General features: G+C 46.5%; 17 protein-coding genes. 11 read left to right on the top strand and 6 right to left on the bottom strand.

All coding sequences use genetic code 11. From position 1 onward, the window contains the following. The 4 genes from K5Q99_RS12895 to pyrC all read right to left on the bottom strand — a co-directional run. The coding region (locus K5Q99_RS12895; protein ID WP_220777094.1) for a hypothetical protein at positions 1-500 on the bottom strand (500 nt) is incomplete at its 3' end. A 427-nt stretch (positions 501-927) separates the two neighbouring features. Further along, positions 928-1,323, bottom strand: a complete 396-nt coding sequence (locus K5Q99_RS12890) for a nuclear transport factor 2 family protein (protein ID WP_220777093.1) — start codon at positions 1,321-1,323, stop codon at positions 928-930. Between the two features lie 22 nt (positions 1,324-1,345). Further along, positions 1,346-2,389, bottom strand: a complete 1,044-nt coding sequence (locus K5Q99_RS12885; RefSeq protein ID WP_220777092.1) for a hypothetical protein — start codon at positions 2,387-2,389, stop codon at positions 1,346-1,348. Positions 2,390-2,491: 102 nt separating this feature from the next. Beyond that, positions 2,492-3,523, bottom strand: a complete 1,032-nt coding sequence (gene pyrC, locus K5Q99_RS12880; RefSeq protein ID WP_220777091.1) for a dihydroorotase — start codon at positions 3,521-3,523, stop codon at positions 2,492-2,494. A 376-nt stretch (positions 3,524-3,899) separates the two neighbouring features. On the opposite strand from pyrC, the gene K5Q99_RS12875 reads away from it, so the two are divergent. The 10 genes from K5Q99_RS12875 (at position 3,900) to K5Q99_RS12830 (ending at position 14,261) form a co-directional block, all read left to right on the top strand. Continuing rightward, positions 3,900-5,162: an efflux RND transporter periplasmic adaptor subunit gene (locus tag K5Q99_RS12875; protein WP_220592169.1), complete on the top strand. Its 1,263-nt coding sequence runs from the start codon at positions 3,900-3,902 to the stop codon at positions 5,160-5,162. Positions 5,163-5,271: 109 nt separating this feature from the next. Continuing rightward, positions 5,272-5,535 carry a hypothetical protein gene (locus K5Q99_RS12870; protein WP_220777090.1) on the top strand — a complete coding sequence of 88 codons (264 nt, stop codon included), beginning with the start codon at positions 5,272-5,274 and terminating at the stop codon, positions 5,533-5,535. 77 nt (positions 5,536-5,612) lie between these two features. Continuing rightward, complete coding sequence (locus K5Q99_RS12865; RefSeq protein ID WP_006085861.1) at positions 5,613-6,353, top strand: ABC transporter ATP-binding protein; 741 nt, start codon at positions 5,613-5,615, stop codon at positions 6,351-6,353. Positions 6,354-6,364: 11 nt separating this feature from the next. After that, positions 6,365-7,675, top strand: a complete 1,311-nt coding sequence (locus tag K5Q99_RS12860; protein WP_220777089.1) for an ABC transporter permease — start codon at positions 6,365-6,367, stop codon at positions 7,673-7,675. 10 nt (positions 7,676-7,685) lie between these two features. Then, on the top strand, positions 7,686-8,885 hold the full coding sequence (locus K5Q99_RS12855; RefSeq protein ID WP_220777088.1) for an FtsX-like permease family protein: 1,200 nt from the start codon (positions 7,686-7,688) through the stop codon (positions 8,883-8,885). A 123-nt stretch (positions 8,886-9,008) separates the two neighbouring features. Beyond that, a complete protein-coding gene (locus K5Q99_RS12850; protein ID WP_220777087.1) occupies positions 9,009-10,520 on the top strand; it encodes a sigma-54-dependent transcriptional regulator in 1,512 nt (503 codons plus the stop codon). Between the two features lie 134 nt (positions 10,521-10,654). Beyond that, complete coding sequence (locus K5Q99_RS12845) at positions 10,655-12,343, top strand: sensor histidine kinase (protein ID WP_220777086.1); 1,689 nt, start codon at positions 10,655-10,657, stop codon at positions 12,341-12,343. Between the two features lie 295 nt (positions 12,344-12,638). After that, positions 12,639-13,049: a curli production assembly/transport protein CsgE gene (locus tag K5Q99_RS12840; protein WP_220777085.1), complete on the top strand. Its 411-nt coding sequence runs from the start codon at positions 12,639-12,641 to the stop codon at positions 13,047-13,049. 10 nt (positions 13,050-13,059) lie between these two features. Next, a complete protein-coding gene (locus tag K5Q99_RS12835) occupies positions 13,060-13,455 on the top strand; it encodes a curli assembly protein CsgF (protein WP_106649655.1) in 396 nt (131 codons plus the stop codon). After that, the gene (locus K5Q99_RS12830) at positions 13,455-14,261 is read left to right on the top strand and encodes a CsgG/HfaB family protein (RefSeq protein WP_106649656.1); all 807 of its coding nucleotides are present in this window, start codon (positions 13,455-13,457) and stop codon (positions 14,259-14,261) included. The genes K5Q99_RS12835 and K5Q99_RS12830 overlap by 1 nt, the downstream gene beginning before the upstream one ends. 183 nt (positions 14,262-14,444) lie before the next feature. On the opposite strand, the gene K5Q99_RS12825 is transcribed toward K5Q99_RS12830, so the two are convergent. Together K5Q99_RS12825 and K5Q99_RS12820 are read right to left on the bottom strand one after the other, a co-directional pair. After that, positions 14,445-15,050, bottom strand: a complete 606-nt coding sequence (locus K5Q99_RS12825; protein WP_220777084.1) for a TetR/AcrR family transcriptional regulator — start codon at positions 15,048-15,050, stop codon at positions 14,445-14,447. A gap of 17 nt (positions 15,051-15,067) precedes the next feature. Then, positions 15,068-16,492: a coniferyl aldehyde dehydrogenase gene (locus tag K5Q99_RS12820; protein WP_063883745.1), complete on the bottom strand. Its 1,425-nt coding sequence runs from the start codon at positions 16,490-16,492 to the stop codon at positions 15,068-15,070. A gap of 226 nt (positions 16,493-16,718) precedes the next feature. Between K5Q99_RS12820 and K5Q99_RS12815 the strand changes: the two genes are divergently transcribed. Further along, complete coding sequence (locus K5Q99_RS12815) at positions 16,719-17,102, top strand: SpoIIAA family protein (protein ID WP_220777083.1); 384 nt, start codon at positions 16,719-16,721, stop codon at positions 17,100-17,102. Positions 17,103-17,139 lie beyond the last annotated feature (37 nt).

Here is a 17,139-nt window from a genome sequence, read left to right as displayed (position 1 = left end):
GTATAAAGTCTATTATAAACTTCTATGCATTTTAAAATAGGTATTTTAATATCTTGCAAATGTCTATGAAGTTCGTTTTTTTTAATTGAAAATTTATTGAATAATAGATCGTCGCTAATGTGAACGATTGTTAAACTCAGCACTTTAGATTTTTCAGGTAATAAATCCATATCTTCAATTTGTTTTTGAAGTTGCTTAGTCCTTCTTCCAAATCTGACAAGTTTAGATTCAAGTCGAGTATCCATTAACTGTAACTCTTGAAGATTAATGACTGTGTTGTTTGTCTGCCAAGTCATCCATATTAATATAACGCTACATAGTAATAGTATTGGTGAAATTAAACCATTTAATATGCTTGCAGTTTTGTCCCAGTCCTCAATATGATAAGATCTGTTTGGGAAGTTATTGAAAAACAAGAGCAGTATTGCAGTGATAGATAATATAGTTACTAATAGTACAATTAATGGAAGTATATTCTTTAGATTTTTAACTTTAGGCATTTAGTATTACCTTTTAAGTAAATACGTATATTTATATCCTATCTTGGGTGTTATTATTTAAATGTCAAGATAAAAGGCAGCATGAAAATATAGAGAGAAAGACGGGGCAGGTAAAACTCTTTTCAGATGAGCAGAAAATACTAAAGCTAAGGTGATATACCTACTCCCTGCGAAGTTGTCGAAATACGCAGATAAAAATGCCGTGGCGACATCATGGATGATGGCGCAGGCTCGGGGGCACATGGATGTGCCATCTGAGCCGTTAGGCGATTTTTATTGGAGTATGAGACCGGTAATCAATGCATGTAACTTCGCTAGGGACGTCTTGGAGCATCCAAGGAGGATAGGACGAGCAGTCCTCCTTGGTCGGGTGTGGGGTGAAGCCCCACGACGTTGGTCAAGCGGAGCTTGATTATTAACCAACCAATCAGTTGGTTGCAAAACTCCACATGGTTTGAATCAACCCATCATTAACTTCAAACACCACCATCACCTCAAAGGGTTCATCCCTAATCCCGCTGATGCGTTCGTGATCGACGACTTTATTGCCCACCACCATACGGTTGATGATTTCGGCATGTAAGTTGGGCAGGTTAAAGCGTTCATTCTGATAGAAGTCACTAAAAGCGGCTTTACCTTGGATGACGGGCGCTGTTGCGGGTGGGCGATAGATGCATACATCGTCACTGAACTGGGCGACAAAAGTAGCGAGATCGCGCTGGTTGTAAGCTTCAAGCTGAGCTTGAACCAGCGCTTCGGGTGTGCTTTCTACTGCTTTGGCTTTAGTTCTGGCATTTGCACCGATGCCTGTGGTTTCCGTCATATTCACTATCCTAATGTTTTTATTACAACAACTTAAGCTGTGTCTGTCCCCATTGGGTGGCATAAGGCATTGCTTCCTGCGGACTCAGGATAAACTCTTGTTCACAGCCATCGCCGCGGGGCATTTCCCAGAATTTGATGGTCTTTGCCTCAAGGGTGAGCTGATAATATCCCGAGCCATCTGATGAGGGGCATTCTGGATCTAACTCTTTACCTGCAAAAAACTTTTCCCTTAATGCTTGAGGTAAAGGATGGCTCATACCATCGAGCATGCTTTGCGGTTTGGTATCGGCGAGAAACCATTGCCACGGGTGGAAAGGTTTACCATCCGCAAGGGTGAAACTGACAAACTTTTGATTAATGCCATTAGCGCCATAGCCTGCGGCCCAGCGATATAGGCGCACACTGAGCCAATGCTGATTAATAAAAATCGGCTCGGCAAAGGTTTCGTCAGTCACAAAACTGCCCATTTGTGCCAGCATTCTGCGGCGAGTGTCAAAGGTTTGTGCTAGTTGGGCTTCATCGGTGAGCTTATGTTCAAGCCATTGATTAATTGCCAAAATCCCCGTTTGTGGGCCTTTAAATTCGATCCCTACTTCTGTACCGAACGTCAGCGGGCGATACTCAATATTTTCATAGGTTTGCCATTTCCCTCGGCTGAGTTTTGGCCTTGTTTCTAGTGGCAGGTTATACGCATCGGCGCCGCAATCTTCTACATCATCTGGGCTGATTGCTCGCTCAAGTTGTACGGGGAACGATTTACTCGCGCTATCTTTAAACCAATGGCCGCTCAGTTTTTGTGGCGTGACAGTATCAAACTGCCAGTTTCCCGTGTTGCCTTCTTCTTTCCACAGTTCATCTTGCTGCTCGAGCCTTATCGGCGTTAAGTAGCGTTGATAGTAATAACTACCTGTTCCATATTGATTAAAGCAGACTCTGACCTTGCTTTTGCCTAATTGTCCCTGCCAGATCCCCGTCAGTTCATTGGCCGCAAAGGAATGTAATGGGAGCATAGAAGCAAGCAACAGGCTTGAGGATAAAACCGAGAATAACATCCTTGTTTGCATACATATTTTCTCTTAAAAGTAATAAGTTGGATTGAAAATCAAAATGAACCTAGGGTGTAAAAAAGGTCGCCCGTAGGCGACCTGATGTTAAAGACTTAAGGCTTACTCAACTTGCCAATCAATGGCTTCGCCTGCACGAATCGGCACTACGTTAGTGTCGCCCAGCGGGTAAGTTGCAGGGACATCCCATGGGGTTTTCACTAGCGTTATCGTGTCGGCGTTACGTGGCAGATTGTAAAAATCTGGGCCATTGAAGCTGGCAAATGCTTCGAGTTTATCCAGCGCATTCACCGATTCGAAGGCTTCGGCATACAGCTCAATCGCGGCGTGGGCTGTGTACGAACCCGCGCAGCCACAGGCGGCTTCTTTTTTATCCTTAGCGTGGGGCGCCGAATCTGTGCCGAGGAAGAACTTCTTGCTGCCGCTTGCCGCAGCCGCTAATAACGCTTGCTGGTGGGTATTGCGTTTTAAAATCGGTAGGCAGTAAAAATGTGGGCGAATACCGCCCGCCAGCATATGGTTGCGGTTATACAGTAAGTGATGCGCTGTGATGGTCGCAGCCACATTATCAGACGCTTGAGTGACAAAATCGACCGCATCTTTAGTGGTGATATGTTCAAGCACGATTTTAAGTTCTGGGAAATCGGCGACGATTTTGCTGAGGATATTTTCGATAAAAACGCGCTCGCGGTCGAAAATATCAATCGATGAATCCGTGACTTCACCGTGCACTAAAAACAGCATGCCGACTTCTTGCATGGCTTCGAGGGCGGGGTAGATGTTCTTCAAATCGGTTACGCCGGAATCCGAGTTGGTCGTCGCGCCCGCAGGGTAGAGCTTAGCGGCGACAATTTTACCTGAAGCTTTGGCTTTACGGATTTCATCTGGGCTAGTTTTGTCGGTTAAATACAACACCATCAAAGGTTCGAACTGTGAGCCCGCTGGCACCTGCGCTTTAATACGGTCGTAATAAGTCAGTGCGGTTTCGGTATCGATAGCGGGGGGCACTAAGTTTGGCATCACGATGGCGCGGCCCATATAGCGGCTGATGTCGCGCACTGTATCTTTAAGCTGGGCGCCGTCTCTTAAGTGAATATGCCAGTCGTCTGGGCGAGTGATTGTTATTGTGGTCATAGGGTTTGGTCTTTTGATCGTTTTTGCTGCGAGGGTGGCAGGATCTTATGTGGCAAGGATTTTACTGTAAAGGGAAACTCGGTAGTTTCGGCCAATAAATCTGTTAAGACATGTAATTGAAGCGCTTAGCTGCATGGCTCGCACTAGGTCATCGTTTTTAACATCGGACACTTTTGCTTAATCTGCTGCGGACACTTTTCGATTTAACTTCCAGTGTCCGCGGACACTTTTATCAGTGATCTCAAGTTAACATTTTGAATGATAATGTTTTTACTGGTTTGGCATAGGCTTTGCTTTCTCTGTGGTATAGATTTCCAATAGTGTCCGTTGATTGCGCTTCGGCACTGATGATTCCGACAGGGAAGCGAGTAAAGCCATGATTAAAGATACTAGCGGCCAAGATACTGTACTTGTGCCATCGACCACTAAACGTCTTAAGTTACCTCTGTTGATCGGCGGTTGCGCCTTATTGGTCAGCGCCTTAGTGTGGGCGAGCTTGGGCGCAGATAACGTGAGTAAATCCTTAAGCCGCAGCGACATCACCACGGCAACACTCTTTGTTGGAACCTTAACCCGCGATGTAGCGACCACAGGTAAAATCGTGGCGGCGAATGCGCCTATTTTGTATAGCACTGAGGAAGGCACAGTCACTCTGCTGAGTAATCCTGGCGATAGCGTTAATAAAGGCGATGTGGTTGCCAAGCTTGATAGCCCAAGATTAACCAATCAGCTAGAGCAGGCTAAATCGATTTTGGCAGGAATGCAGAGTGCTTTAGAGCGTGCCAAGTTGGATGCGAGACGCGATCAACTGCAAGTAAATCAAACCTTAGACATGGCCGCGGTGGATTTAGAAGCCGCAGACAGGGAGCGCCGCCGGGGTGAGTTATTAATTACAAATAAGCTGATCAGTGAAATCGATTACGAGAAAGGTAAGGACGATTTACACAAGGCTAAGCTTAAATTTGCCCATGCCGAGCAGGAAGTGGCGCTAACAAAAGACACGCTCACCTTCGAAATTAAAAATAAAGCCTTAGAGGTCGAGCGCCAAACCCTTGCCGTGCATGAACTCGAACGCCAAGTTGAAGCCTTGAATATTAGAGCGCCCGTGGGCGGCATTATCGGCAACTGGATCACAGAGCAGAAAACCCGCCTTAGTGCCAATCAACCGATTCTAACCGTTGTGGACTTAAGTGCTTATGAGGCCGAACTTGCGGTGCCAGAGTCCTACGCCGACGATTTAGGTTTGGGCATGGAAGTTGAGCTGAGTTTCGGCAGCGTGAAGTTAATGGGCAAGTTATCGTCCATCTCCCCCGAAGTGCGTAACCGTGAAGTGACCGCAAGGGTGCAGTTCGTTCAAGATAACAGCTTGAAACTGCGTCAGAACCAACGTATCTCTGCCCGAGTTTTACTGGAGCACAGACCCGATGTACTAATGGTAAAACGTGGCGCCTTTATGACTAGCGGTGGTGGCAATGAGGCTTACCAAATTGAAGGCGATTTAGCCAGCCGCCGCGAGATCAAACTCGGCAGTACCAGTATGAGCCAAGTCGAAGTGCTCGAAGGCGGTAAAGCCGGGGATGAGTGGGTGATATCCAGCGTCGAACCTTTTAATCAAGCAGAACAGGTCAGGATTCATTGATGACCGATATTCGTAAATTACTAAATAACCAATCTGATGAATATAACGGCGCAGCGATCAAGGTGAATGACGAAACCTGCTGCGACATGGACAAGAATAGGAGCCGAATATGCGTGATAAACAATTTGATTTCAGTGTGTTGATGTCATCAAAAATGTTTGGCGTGTTGGCCTTACTGCTACTGGTGGTCGCGGTGGAGTTGAGTATCGGTGAAGCCAATAGCTGGTTTTTCCTTGGACTGAATATCTTGGAATGGACCAATCCATTGGAGGAGGTTCGCCAAGTGGGTGAGGTTTCACTCGAAAGTGCCGACCTTATATTGGGCGTTTTTGTGTGGCTTGTAGAATCTGTCGTTGAGCCATTATTCGGCTGATGACGCTGCCATGCATCACGTCGTTTAGATGCAGCGTCAGGGCGTAAAATTGATTTGATTATTTTAAGGAAATTAACATGTTATCAATGAAGAGTGTGAGCAAGGTTTTTAAAACGGATTTAGTGGAAACCCACGCCCTGCGCGATTTTAACCTCGAAGTAAATGAAGGCGAGTTTGTTGCGGTCACGGGTCCTTCTGGCTCAGGTAAAACCACGTTTTTAAATATCGCGGGTTTGCTTGAAGGTTTTACCCACGGTGACTATTTTCTCGATGGTATCAACGTGTCTAACCTGAGCGATAACAAGAGCGCCGCCATTCGTAACGAGAAAATCGGCTTTATCTTCCAAGGTTTTAACTTAATTCCCGACCTTAACTTGGCTGAGAATATTGAAGTGCCGCTGCGCTACCGTGGTTTTAATGCCAAGGAACGCCAACGCCGCGTACAACAAGCATTAGAACAAGTGGGTTTAGCCTCACGACTCAAGCATTTTCCCACTCAGCTTTCGGGCGGACAGCAACAAAGGGTGGCGATTGCCCGCGCATTAGCCGGTGAACCGCGTTTTCTGCTCGCCGATGAACCAACGGGTAACCTCGACAGCCTAATGGCGCGCCAAGTGATGGAATTACTTGAAAATATCAATCAAGCGGGCACGACTATTATCATGGTGACCCACGACCCTGAACTCGCTCGCCGTGCCCAGCGCAATATTCAAATCGTCGATGGTCAAGTGTGTGATTTTACTATGTATCAGCCCCATGGCAGTGTGCAAACTGCAGCTTCGCACCCATTAGATAAACTTGTCGCCAACGCTGACTAAGGATACGCATTATGTTTTTTTATTATGTTGATTTAGCCTGGCGCAGCATTAAGAAAACCCCAGTGCTGTCGCTGTTGATGGTGTTGGCGATTTCGATAGGTATTGGCATCACAATCACCACGTTAAACGTCTACAAGATGATGTCGTTTAATCCTGCGGGTGAACGCTCAGATGAGTTAAATGCGGTACAGCTTTGGAGCCAAGGTCCCGATTCTTGGGATGAGCTTAACTCGTTAGTGACTTATCAAGATGCGATGAATTTGCGCAACAATACCTTACCTAAACGCCAAGCGGCGATGTTTCGCACTGGGATGGCGCTGCAAACTGAGGATGTCAATTTCGCGCCTATTTTAGAAAGTATTCGGGTGACTGATAGCGACTTTTTTAAGCTGTTTGACGTGCCATTTTTGTACGGCAATGTGTGGGATAAATCCGTTGACACTGAACCTGCTTATCAAGTGGTGATTAACGATAAACTCAATCAAAAGCTGTTTGCGGGCCAAAACAGTGTCGGCAAGGTTATCTATCTTAATCGTAAACCTTATCAAGTGGTTGGGGTGATTAAAGCCTGGGACCCTAAGCCTAAATATTATGATCCCACTAACGGTGCCTTTAATGATACTGAACAAATTTTTGTGCCATTTTCGCTGACACCTATCGAAGAGTTTGATGTATGGGGTAATACTTCGGGTTGGAAGTTTGAGACGATGAATAGTTACAGCGATCGCCTTAACTCTGAAAAAGTGTGGCTGCTGTATTGGGTTGAGTTACCCAATAAAGATGCCGTAACCAGTTACCGTTCTTGGCTCAGTAATTATGTCGCAGAGCAAAAAGCATTGGGTCGCTTTACCGATAAAAAATCTGCCGCAGACTCAGTCAAGGTCTCCGATGTCGCGACTTGGCTTGAATACAATCATGTCGTTCCTGAAGATAATAAAATCTTGGTTGGTTTGAGCGCACTATTTTTAAGTGTTTGTTTAGTCAATATATTAGGTTTAATACTCACTAAGTTCCTCAAGCGAGCGCCTGAAGTTGGGGTACGCCGCGCAATCGGTGCTAGCCGTGCCCAAATCTTCGCTCAATATATGGTGGAAGTAGGCATGATAGGTTTATTAGGCGGCTTACTGGGACTCGCTTGGGCCTACGCGTCACTTTACGGCTTATCGGCACAGTTTGAGGTCTCGAAGGGGTTAACCCATTTATCGGCGAGTATGTGGATTATCACTCCTAGTATTGCGGTAGGCACAGCCTTGTTGGCTGGCTTGTATCCCGCGTGGGTTGTGTGCCGGACTAAACCTAGCGTTTATCTGAAAAGCCAGTAAGGGACTTATTATGTTACATATTAAACCTATTCTCAGCAGTTTGTTGCGCAGTAAAAGCGGTCCTGTATTACTGCTTATTCAGATTATTTTGTCTGTGGCAATTGTGGCGAACGCGAGCTTTATTATTCAGGAGCGTTTAGCCCTGATGCAGCGCGTTTCGGGAGTCGAAGAGTCTGAAGTCTTGACCTTTAGCTTGTTCAACTTCGATCCATTGATAGATAAAACCGCGCAAAACAAAATTGATCAGCAAATTTTACGTGGGCTACCCAATGTGATTGATGCGACCTCAACCAATATGTTGCCATTAAGCGGTGGTGGCTGGTCGAGCACCTTCAATTTGGGGCCCGATCCGGATAGCGCTAAATCGACACCGCAATTTGCTATGTACTTAGGGACAGATCACACCCTTGAGACCTTAGGCCTTAAGCTGATTGAAGGGCGTAACTTTTACCCCCATGAACTTAAGGACAATCTCGATAGCCCGAGCCGATTAGCGATCATCTCCAGCGCGTTAGCGAAAGCGATTTGGCCTGATGAATCACCACTTGGCAAAGTGTTGTACGAGGGTAAAGATGCACAGATCACTGTGATAGGGGTTGTCGAAAAACTGCAAGGCGCGTGGATTGACAGTTCTAGCCTTGAAAACAGTGTGATTCAAAATGTGGATTATGGCAGCAGTTCTTACATGGTTCGGGCCAAACCTGAGTTTCACGCCGAGCTTAAAGATGCGATAAAAAAAGCGTTGCTGGCCGAGAATCCTAACCGAGTTCTCGATGGCTTTAAGTCAATCGAGGCGTTAAAAGATAGCTCATACCGCGATCATAAATTGATGATTACCGTGTTGATCATGATGGTAGTGTTGCTGCTGCTGATCACCTCGCTCGGTTTAACCGGTATGGTGATGTTTAATATCCAGCGCCGCACTAAGCAGATAGGTACCCGCCGTGCACTGGGTGCGAAAAAACGCGACATTGTCAGTTACTTCCTCGTAGAAAATTATTTGATTTGCTTAGCGGGAGGCGTGTTGGGCGGCTTGTTAGCGATACAGTTAGGCCAGCAGTTAATGAAAATCTATAGCTTGCCTATGTTGGATTTAAGTTATCCATTATTTACAGTGGCAGGCTTGTTTATTGTCACCACGCTAGCGGTTTACCTACCAGCGCGTAAGGCGGCAAATATTTCGCCAGCAACGGCAACCCGCAGCGTATAGCGAAATATTTGATGTCACTCAAGGTACGATAAAAGCCCGATAAAAGTGCGATAACAATAGGATGTTATTGCACTTTTTGTTACTTTACGGTTAATAGTTTTATATAGGACAACACTCATACTTATGGATACTATCCTCATCGTCGACGACAATCACGCCATCTGCCAAGCCCTAGGTTTGATGCTAGAGCTTAATGATTATCGGGTGCTGATTTGCCATAGTCCGGAGGACGCCCTTGGATTATTGGCGACGCAAGATGTGGATTTAGTGATCCAAGATATGAACTTTACCCGAGATACCACCTCGGGCGAGGAAGGCAAGCAACTGTTTTACGCCCTGCGCGAACGCCAAGGCGATCTACCGATCATTTTGATGACGGCGTGGACTCAGCTCGAAACCGCCGTTGAATTAGTCAAAGCGGGCGCGGCCGATTACATGGGCAAACCTTGGGATGACGCTAAGGTGCTCAATAGCATTACCAATTTGATCGCGCTTTATAAACTCTCCCGTGCTAACCATCGTCTCGAGCGGGTGAATCATCAACGCCAAGTGGCGATCGCCGATGCGGACCTCTGTGGGATTGTTTTTGGTAGCGGCGCGATGCAGCGTTGCATTGATTTAGCCTTGCAACTGGCACGCTCAGATGTGTCGGTCCTCATCACTGGCCCTAATGGTGCGGGTAAAGACAAGCTTGCTGATATTCTCCATGCTAATTCTCCCTTAAAAAACAAGCCTTTTATCAAGGTCAATGTCGGCGCCTTGCCGATGGATTTATTAGAGGCAGAGTTGTTTGGTGCCGAGGCGGGGGCTTTTACGGGCGCAACTAAAGCGCGCATTGGCCGCTTTGAAGCGGCCGACGGCGGCACACTGTTTTTAGATGAAATCGGTAACTTGCCCTTATCTGGCCAAGTAAAACTGCTGCGCGTGCTGCAAACCGGTGAATTTGAACGCTTAGGTAGCCATAAAACCCAAAAAGTGAAAGTGCGGGTGATCAGTGCGACCAATGCGGATCTAGCCCAAGATATTGCCGAAGGGCGTTTTCGTGAGGATTTGTTTTACCGCTTAAATGTGATTGAACTGGCGCTATCGCCGCTGAATCAACGCACCGATGATATTTTGCCTTTAGTGCAGCATTTTATCGGTAGCGATTTTAGCTTGAGTAAGCCCGCATTGCAGGCGTTGTTGCACTATCGCTGGCCGGGTAATGTGCGTGAGCTGGAAAACGCCTGTAAGCGAGCGGTATTGTTGGCAAAAAGCCATGTATTGACTGAGGCTGACTTTGGCTTGGCACCTGTCGTGAGTGCTGCAAGATCTGCGACTTCCCATATTTCTGCAGCTTCTGCGCCGCGACGCTTAGATCAGCGACAGTCCGATCCGCGCAGCTTTGAACAGAGACAATCTGATCCTCAGCCCGTTTATGTGCCAAGTTCTATTCCCACTAATGCCACTTTTTCTGATAGCTCTGCCCGCGACCAAACACAGTCGGCTAATGAGGCGATAGAGGTGAGCCGCGAAGATATTGAAGCGGCGCTAAAACAGCACCATGGCGTGATTGCCCGGGTCGCCAAAGCGCTTGGGCTCAGTCGTCAGGCGCTGTATCGGCGCATGGATAAGTTTGGTTTAGATAAGTCATAGGCCAAGTGCAGATGCTAGTTTTTAGGTTCTAGGCAACAGCTTTTAGGCAACAGATACTAAGTCTCAGATACTAGGTCACAGATTCTAAGCTTCAGCTTCTAGGCGAGAGAAAGGCTATTGATTAAGGAATGTCAGTGTTAATCCGAACTAAAATTATCATTTATTCAATGGTTTGCTGCGCGTTTGGCGTCTTGCTTAGTTTTGCCTTGGTGAAATATATCTCACCTGAAACTTCGGCTGTCGCCACATCTAAGGCAATCGAAATCCCTAATGTGAATGTACAACTCGACTTTGCTGATCTGGAAAAAACCACTGCTGCCATTGAGTTTGCCCTTAAAAATACTGAACAATTGCAGCTAGCGGCAGCAATGCAAGCGCGCCAGAGGACCGAGCAGATTAAGGCTGAACTGCAAAAACTTGAACAACTTAAGCAAGAACAGTTACAAATAAAACTCTTCAAGTTAGAACAACTTAAAGAAGGGCAGTTTAATTTCAGCGCCCATATTGCAGAGCCTTTACGAGTAGAACCGCTCTCGATTTTACCGCCCAAAGCCCCAGCATCCCCTGTGGCACCCACTGAAATAGCAGAGAACGAAGGAGTCTCGAGTTTAACCTTAGGTGAAGCTTTACTGGTGTTATTGCTCGCTTGTGGCGCGTGTGGCCTAAGTGTCGCTTGGTTAACACGGTATCTGGGTCGTAGCTTGGATTCCCTCGAAATAGGTCTGCTGAACTTTAGCGATAATGATTTTAGTGTGAGTATTCCAGAACATGGTGAAGGTCAGCTACAAACCTTGGCCCAGTTATTTAATTATTCTGCGGCAAAATTACGCCAAGAAAGGCAATACATTTACCAGCGAGAGTTGTTGCTGGATAAGGTGATCCAAAGCTCTCCCAACGTGATGCTATTGCTCGACGACCATCAGCGACTCATTTACGCCAACGATGCGGCGCGTCACCTATTCCATAAAAAGGGCAAAATGGAAGGCTTGAGCCTAGATGAATTGCTGCTGGACTTGCCCGAGGTATTGGCCTTGGCGCTTAAACATGAAAAGAACGGACTCTTCGCCATGGGCGAAGATGATGTGGAAACTTGGTATCTTAGTCGTGGCCAATTTTTATTGAATAACCAACAACATAACTTGATATTGCTCAAGCAGATGACCCGTGAGCTTAATCGTCAAGAGGTGGCAGTATGGAAAAAAGTCATCCGTATTATTAGCCATGAACTCAATAACTCAGTTGCGCCCATCGCCTCTATGGTGAACTCGGGGCGTTTACTGACTAAAGATCTGGATAATCCAAAACTTAAGCTGATTTTCGATACCATAGAGAATCGCACTGGCCATCTGAGTCAGTTTATCTTCAACTATGCCCGCTTTGCTAAGTTGCCGCTCCCGCAGCGACGTCAGGTCAATTGGACACAATTTACGACTCAGTTAACCCAGCATTATCCCTTTAAACTCATTCATGAGTTACCTGAGGTTGATGGTTTTTTCGATCAAGGACAGATGGAGCAAGTGCTTCTCAACTTGCTAAAAAATGCCCATGAATCGGGTTCAAACCCTGAGGATGTCACCCTGTCGATTCGGCAACAAACCTTAGTGGATGGTGTGGGTTTTAGTATTGTTATCGAGGATCGCGGTACTGGCATGTCAGGCGAAGTTTTAGAGCAAGCGTTGTTGCCGTTTTACTCGACTAAACAATCGGGTACAGGGCTTGGTTTACCTCTGTGCCGTGAAATTATTGAAGCCCACGATGGCAGTATTAGTATGCACAATCGCAGTGACGGTGGCCTGTTGGTTCGGCTGTGGTTGCCACAATAATCCCCATGCCTTGTATCAATACCGCAATGCGACCTTAGGGTCGCATTTTTATTGCCTCTTGCTCCGTTCGTTTACCCTGTGACTCTTGCCTTAACCGCCTCTTAGCGTATTAGCCAAATGGGCTATTTTTGCCTTTTTACCTTAGCTCTTCGGGCTAATTTGCCCCTCAGCGTAATGACGGGAGATCTTTAACCCTGTTAACCTGCTTTATCGAAAATTGACGCTAAAACTCCCGTTGTTAAAACAGAGGTTGGCGCGGTTTTTAAGGTTCGATTAAAAGGTTAAGGAGGGATAAGTGAAACAGTTAAAACAGCGTCTGCTTACTTACGTTTTATGTCCATTCCTGCTGCTGGCTTCCCCTATCACTCTTGCCGACAACGACATTGAAATTAGTGGTTTAGTGATAGATAGAACCTTGACTCGGTTTGGTAAGGATTTTGGCTTCTACTACTCAAGCTATTGGCGCGAGCTGCCCTTTACCCAAGGCTTTAACGTGACGCTGTACGAGACTGTGTTTCCGCAGGCTGGAACCGTTTTAACCTTAGAAGTAAACGGGACACGGATTTACACCACCCATTTTGGTCGTCGTGCAAATCCGGTTAAAGAGAGTGCAGAGCAGGCGATTTTGATCACGATTGATTATTTAGCGCAAGTCAGAGCCAATGCAATAACAGGTGATTTTTCAGTAACATCGGACGATTTTTAGGATAATAATAATGACATACAGGACGTTACTTGCCCTTGTCACGCTATGTGTGGCAAGCAGTGGCCAAGCCACTGAATTGATCTATACGCCAGTGAACCCCAGCTTTGGCGGCAATCCACAAAATGGGGCTTTCTTATTAAATAAAGCCCAGGCCCAGAATGACAATAAATCTACCTCGACCGAGAAGGACTTTGTCACCCGTTTTAAAGAATCCCTAGAGCGTAATATCATTAACTCGATCACCCGTGGCGTCGCCGATGGTGAAATTACCGACGGTGTTTACGATACCGGTGATTTTCGGATTGAAGTGGCTTCTACGGGAAATGGCGTGATGCTAACTATTACTAATACTGAAACCGGTGAAGTCACTGTGATTGAAATGCCAACATTCGGAGGAGTCAACTAATGGCCCGTCTAGTGTTAGTGAGTTTATTACTGTTAAGCATGTCGGCCTGTAGCTTGATCCCCAAACCCGATTTGAATATCACGCCTGCCGAGGTTAACCCCTTGAGTGAAGTGATGCGTGGGCTGCAAACTCAACCTGGCCCTAAGTTTCCCATCCCAGTAGCTGTGTATTCCTTTCGCGATCAAACTGGCCAATATAAACCACAGGCGAACGTGAGTTCGTTTTCTACCGCCGTGACTCAGGGCGCAACCTCTATGTTGATGCAGACCTTGCTCGATTCTAAATGGTTTACCCCAGTGGAACGTGAAGGGCTACAAAACCTGCTGACCGAGCGCAAAATTAGTAATAAACAGAGCGGTACTAAGGGCGATGAAGTGCCCGTATTATCCACCGCCAGATTGTTACTCGAAGGTGGCGTTATTAGCTATGAGACTAACACCAGCACAGGCGGTAGCGGTGTCGAATACTACGGCATTGGCGCTTCGGAAATGTATCGTGAAGATCAGGTGACCATTTATTTGCGCGCCGTCGATGTGCACACAGGTAAAGTGATGATGTCGGTTTCGACCAGCAAACGTGTTTTATCCCAAGAAATGCGCGCTGGCTTGTTCCGTTACACCAGTTTAAATCGCCTCGCTGAGGCCGAAATCGGTTTTACCACTAACGAGCCAGTACAGTTTTGCGTGTTGCAAGCCATTGAATTAGCGGTCGCTGAGCTGATTGATAAGGGCATTAAGCAAGGCTACTGGAGTCCAACTCAAGTCACCCAGCCAGTAGAGAAAGCGCAGGAATTGAGTCAAAGTTAGACGCTAGACGCTAGACGCTAGACGTTGGAGTTAGATATCGCAGAAAGCAGCCTCTGCTTTATCTCTTAGTCACTATCTGTGTGAAGACGTAAAAGAAAACCGAGCCAGTTAAACTGACTCGGTTTTTTATTGGATTAATTTCTGCAGTGGGTGGGCGTTGGCTTTGTTGTGGGTCATGTGATGTTAGTCCGCTTGCATGGCCTTCCAAAACAGTTCAAAACTGGCATCGCGGTACGTTTTATTCACGCCTAAGTGCGGGTTATCAATAAAAAATCGGGTTGCCGCTAGATATTGGCCATGGCAGTTTTCTAGCATCAGCTCCAGCGGATAGTGGGCGATTAATCCCTCTATTTGCCCTTGCTTAATCAGCTCGCTAATAAAGCCTAAGATGCTGTTCATCGCCTGATCGCGCACCTTAGCGGCAATCATGGGCGACATGGAATATTGCTGAAAAAACAGCTGTTTGACAGGGTTGTCCAGCGACCAATCAATTGCACTTTGCCATAGCTGTAGGGCATTGAGTTTAAGATCGCTGCCATTATGAGTGTTTAGCAGCAAGGCATCGGCAAACTCTTGTTTTATTGTTAGAAATAAAGATTCCATCAAGGCTTCCTTGGAAGAGAAATGATGGAACAAGGTGCCCGTTGCTACACCTGCTTGCTTAGCTATCGAGGCGGTGGACGTGCCATGAAATCCTTGGCTGACAAAGAGCGCTAAGGCAGTGTCGAGAATGGCTTGGCGTTTATCTGTCATGGTTTTAATGGCTTGTGTTGTTGATGGCTGATTCAAGATTTATCCCCCAATGACTAGCGCAAAAATAGCTTCATTAAGATGCGCTGGATAACAGTGCCGTAGGGCGGGTGCACAAATTTGCCTGTGTTGAATCGGCCTCGGCTGAGTACCGTTTTAGCATGGCTGAAGGTTAAAAATCCTTCCTTGCCATGGTAATGCCCCATTCCCGACGGGCCGATTCCGCCAAAGGGCGCATCGTCGGCGGCGACATGAAACACGGTTTCGTTAATGCACACACCGCCAGAATGGGTCTGCTGGAGGATTTTTTGCTGAGTTGGCTCATCGAAACTCATCACATACAGCGCTAGCGGTCTTGCTCTGTGGTTGATGTACTGAATCGCTTCATCTAAGGTGTCGTAGCTAATAATCGGTAACAATGGGCCAAAAATTTCCTCTTGCATCAATAGCATATCTTCACTGGTGTGAGTGATTAGCTGAGTGGCGAGTTTACGATGTTGACTATCGATAGCTTCGTCTGTCGCCGAAATAACATGGGCACCCTTAGCTTTCGCGTCGTCGAGCACTGTCATCAAGCGGTCAAACTGACGGGTATTAATGATGCTGCCGTAGTCTTTGTTGTGGTTTATCGCGCCGTACATGGCATTAAATTTAGTTCGGTAGGCGGCAATAAATTCATCCACTTTTGATTTTGGACATAGAACATAATCCGGTGCGACGCAGATTTGTCCGGCATTCAAACACTTACCATAAATCATTCGTTCTACTGCTATCTCAAGCGGCATATCGGGGGCGATAATGACTGGCGATTTACCGCCCAATTCGAGTGTCACTGGGGTGAGATTATTGGCTGCGGCACGCATCACATGACGGCCAACTGTGGTCGAGCCGGTAAAGAGTAAATGATCAAAGGGTAGGGCTGAAAACGCTGCGGCGACATCGGCTTCACCTTCTACAACTGCCACGTGGGACTCATCGAAGACGTGTGCCAGTAGTTGTTTGATCACTTGGTTAGTCGCAGGGGTGAATTCGGACATTTTTAGCATGGCGTGATTACCCGCCGCGATGGCGGTCACTAGCGGGCCAATTGATAGCATGACGGGGAAGTTCCACGGCACTATGATGCCGATAACCCCTACAGGCTGATAATGCACAGTGACTTTGGCGGGTGCGAGCAACAACCCCGCATGGCGAGCGCTGGGTTTGAGCCATTTTTTTAGATTTTTCAAACTGTAATTGATGTTGTTGATGACTGGCATAATGTCTGATATCAGGCTGTCATCAATCGATCTATGGCCATAGTCTTGGCTTAAGGCTTCGACTAAAGGCGTTTTAAATTGCAGTATGGCTGCTTTAAGTCGAGTTAATTGCTCTACTCGCGTAGCGTAATTCGGATTCGGCGCCGCTAAATAACTGCTGCGTTGGCGTTGGAGCAACTGAGTCAGTGGCGAGGCATTAAGGTGTTCGGTGGCCATATTCATAGTGGTCGCTCCAAGGGAAATGGTAGGCTGAGTCTTATTCGGTACTTTATTTAACTAATCGTCTCGATTGAGTCTTTTATTAAATCAGTACCGACTGATTAGTCGGTTTATCCTAGCTTGCTTAGTGAGATGGTGCAAGTTATCTGATGTATTTTTGAGCAAGATCACGGCTTATTCTGGCGTTAGCTTTTACACTAATTCAAGGGTTGTTACATAAGGAGAATGTATGGCATTGTTAAAGCACGGAATTACGATTGGTATTGAACGCTATGGTGATGATGATTTTTTTGTTGCCTTTAAGGCCATCGGTACTTTAACTCATCAAGACTACGAAATGATGGTGCCAGTGTTGGAGTCGGCACTGGCGGGCGTAAAAGATCCTGATATCTTCGCCTTAGTGGATGTGACCGAGTTAGATGGCTTGGAACTACAGGCTGCTTGGGATGATCTGAAACTTGGGGTGAAGCATATTCGTCATTTCGAGAAAATAGCCATAGTCGGCAAGACGACTCTGCAGGAAGTGTTGGCTAAATTGGCAAACTGGTTTACGCCTGCTGAGGTCAGATTTTTTGTTGATAATGGCGATGCTGTTGCTTGGCTGAGAGACTAAGGTTGTGAGATGAAGTTTGTGGTCTGCCAATGCGCTA

Source organism: Shewanella hafniensis (assembly GCF_019655335.1).
Lineage (GTDB): Bacteria > Pseudomonadota > Gammaproteobacteria > Enterobacterales > Shewanellaceae > Shewanella > Shewanella hafniensis.
Note: the sequence above shows the minus strand (reverse complement) of the source record. Positions and strands in the feature narration are given on the sequence as shown.

Excerpts from the sequence above, each read along its gene's own strand:
- K5Q99_RS12830 (WP_106649656.1), top strand. The coding sequence starts at position 13,455 with ATGGCCCGTCTAGTGTTAGTGAGTTTATTACTGTTAAGCATGTCGGCC.
- K5Q99_RS12850 (WP_220777087.1), top strand. The coding sequence starts at position 9,009 with ATGGATACTATCCTCATCGTCGACGACAATCACGCCATCTGCCAAGCC.
- K5Q99_RS12860 (WP_220777089.1), top strand. The coding sequence starts at position 6,365 with ATGTTTTTTTATTATGTTGATTTAGCCTGGCGCAGCATTAAGAAAACC.
- K5Q99_RS12875 (WP_220592169.1), top strand. The coding sequence starts at position 3,900 with ATGATTAAAGATACTAGCGGCCAAGATACTGTACTTGTGCCATCGACC.
- K5Q99_RS12865 (WP_006085861.1), top strand. The coding sequence starts at position 5,613 with ATGTTATCAATGAAGAGTGTGAGCAAGGTTTTTAAAACGGATTTAGTG.
- K5Q99_RS12855 (WP_220777088.1), top strand. The coding sequence starts at position 7,686 with ATGTTACATATTAAACCTATTCTCAGCAGTTTGTTGCGCAGTAAAAGC.
- K5Q99_RS12890 (WP_220777093.1), bottom strand. The coding sequence starts at position 1,323 with ATGACGGAAACCACAGGCATCGGTGCAAATGCCAGAACTAAAGCCAAA.
- K5Q99_RS12870 (WP_220777090.1), top strand. The coding sequence starts at position 5,272 with ATGCGTGATAAACAATTTGATTTCAGTGTGTTGATGTCATCAAAAATG.
- K5Q99_RS12885 (WP_220777092.1), bottom strand. The coding sequence starts at position 2,389 with ATGCAAACAAGGATGTTATTCTCGGTTTTATCCTCAAGCCTGTTGCTT.
- K5Q99_RS12815 (WP_220777083.1), top strand. The coding sequence starts at position 16,719 with ATGGCATTGTTAAAGCACGGAATTACGATTGGTATTGAACGCTATGGT.
- K5Q99_RS12835 (WP_106649655.1), top strand. The coding sequence starts at position 13,060 with ATGACATACAGGACGTTACTTGCCCTTGTCACGCTATGTGTGGCAAGC.
- K5Q99_RS12820 (WP_063883745.1), bottom strand. The coding sequence starts at position 16,492 with ATGAATATGGCCACCGAACACCTTAATGCCTCGCCACTGACTCAGTTG.
- pyrC (WP_220777091.1), bottom strand. The coding sequence starts at position 3,523 with ATGACCACAATAACAATCACTCGCCCAGACGACTGGCATATTCACTTA.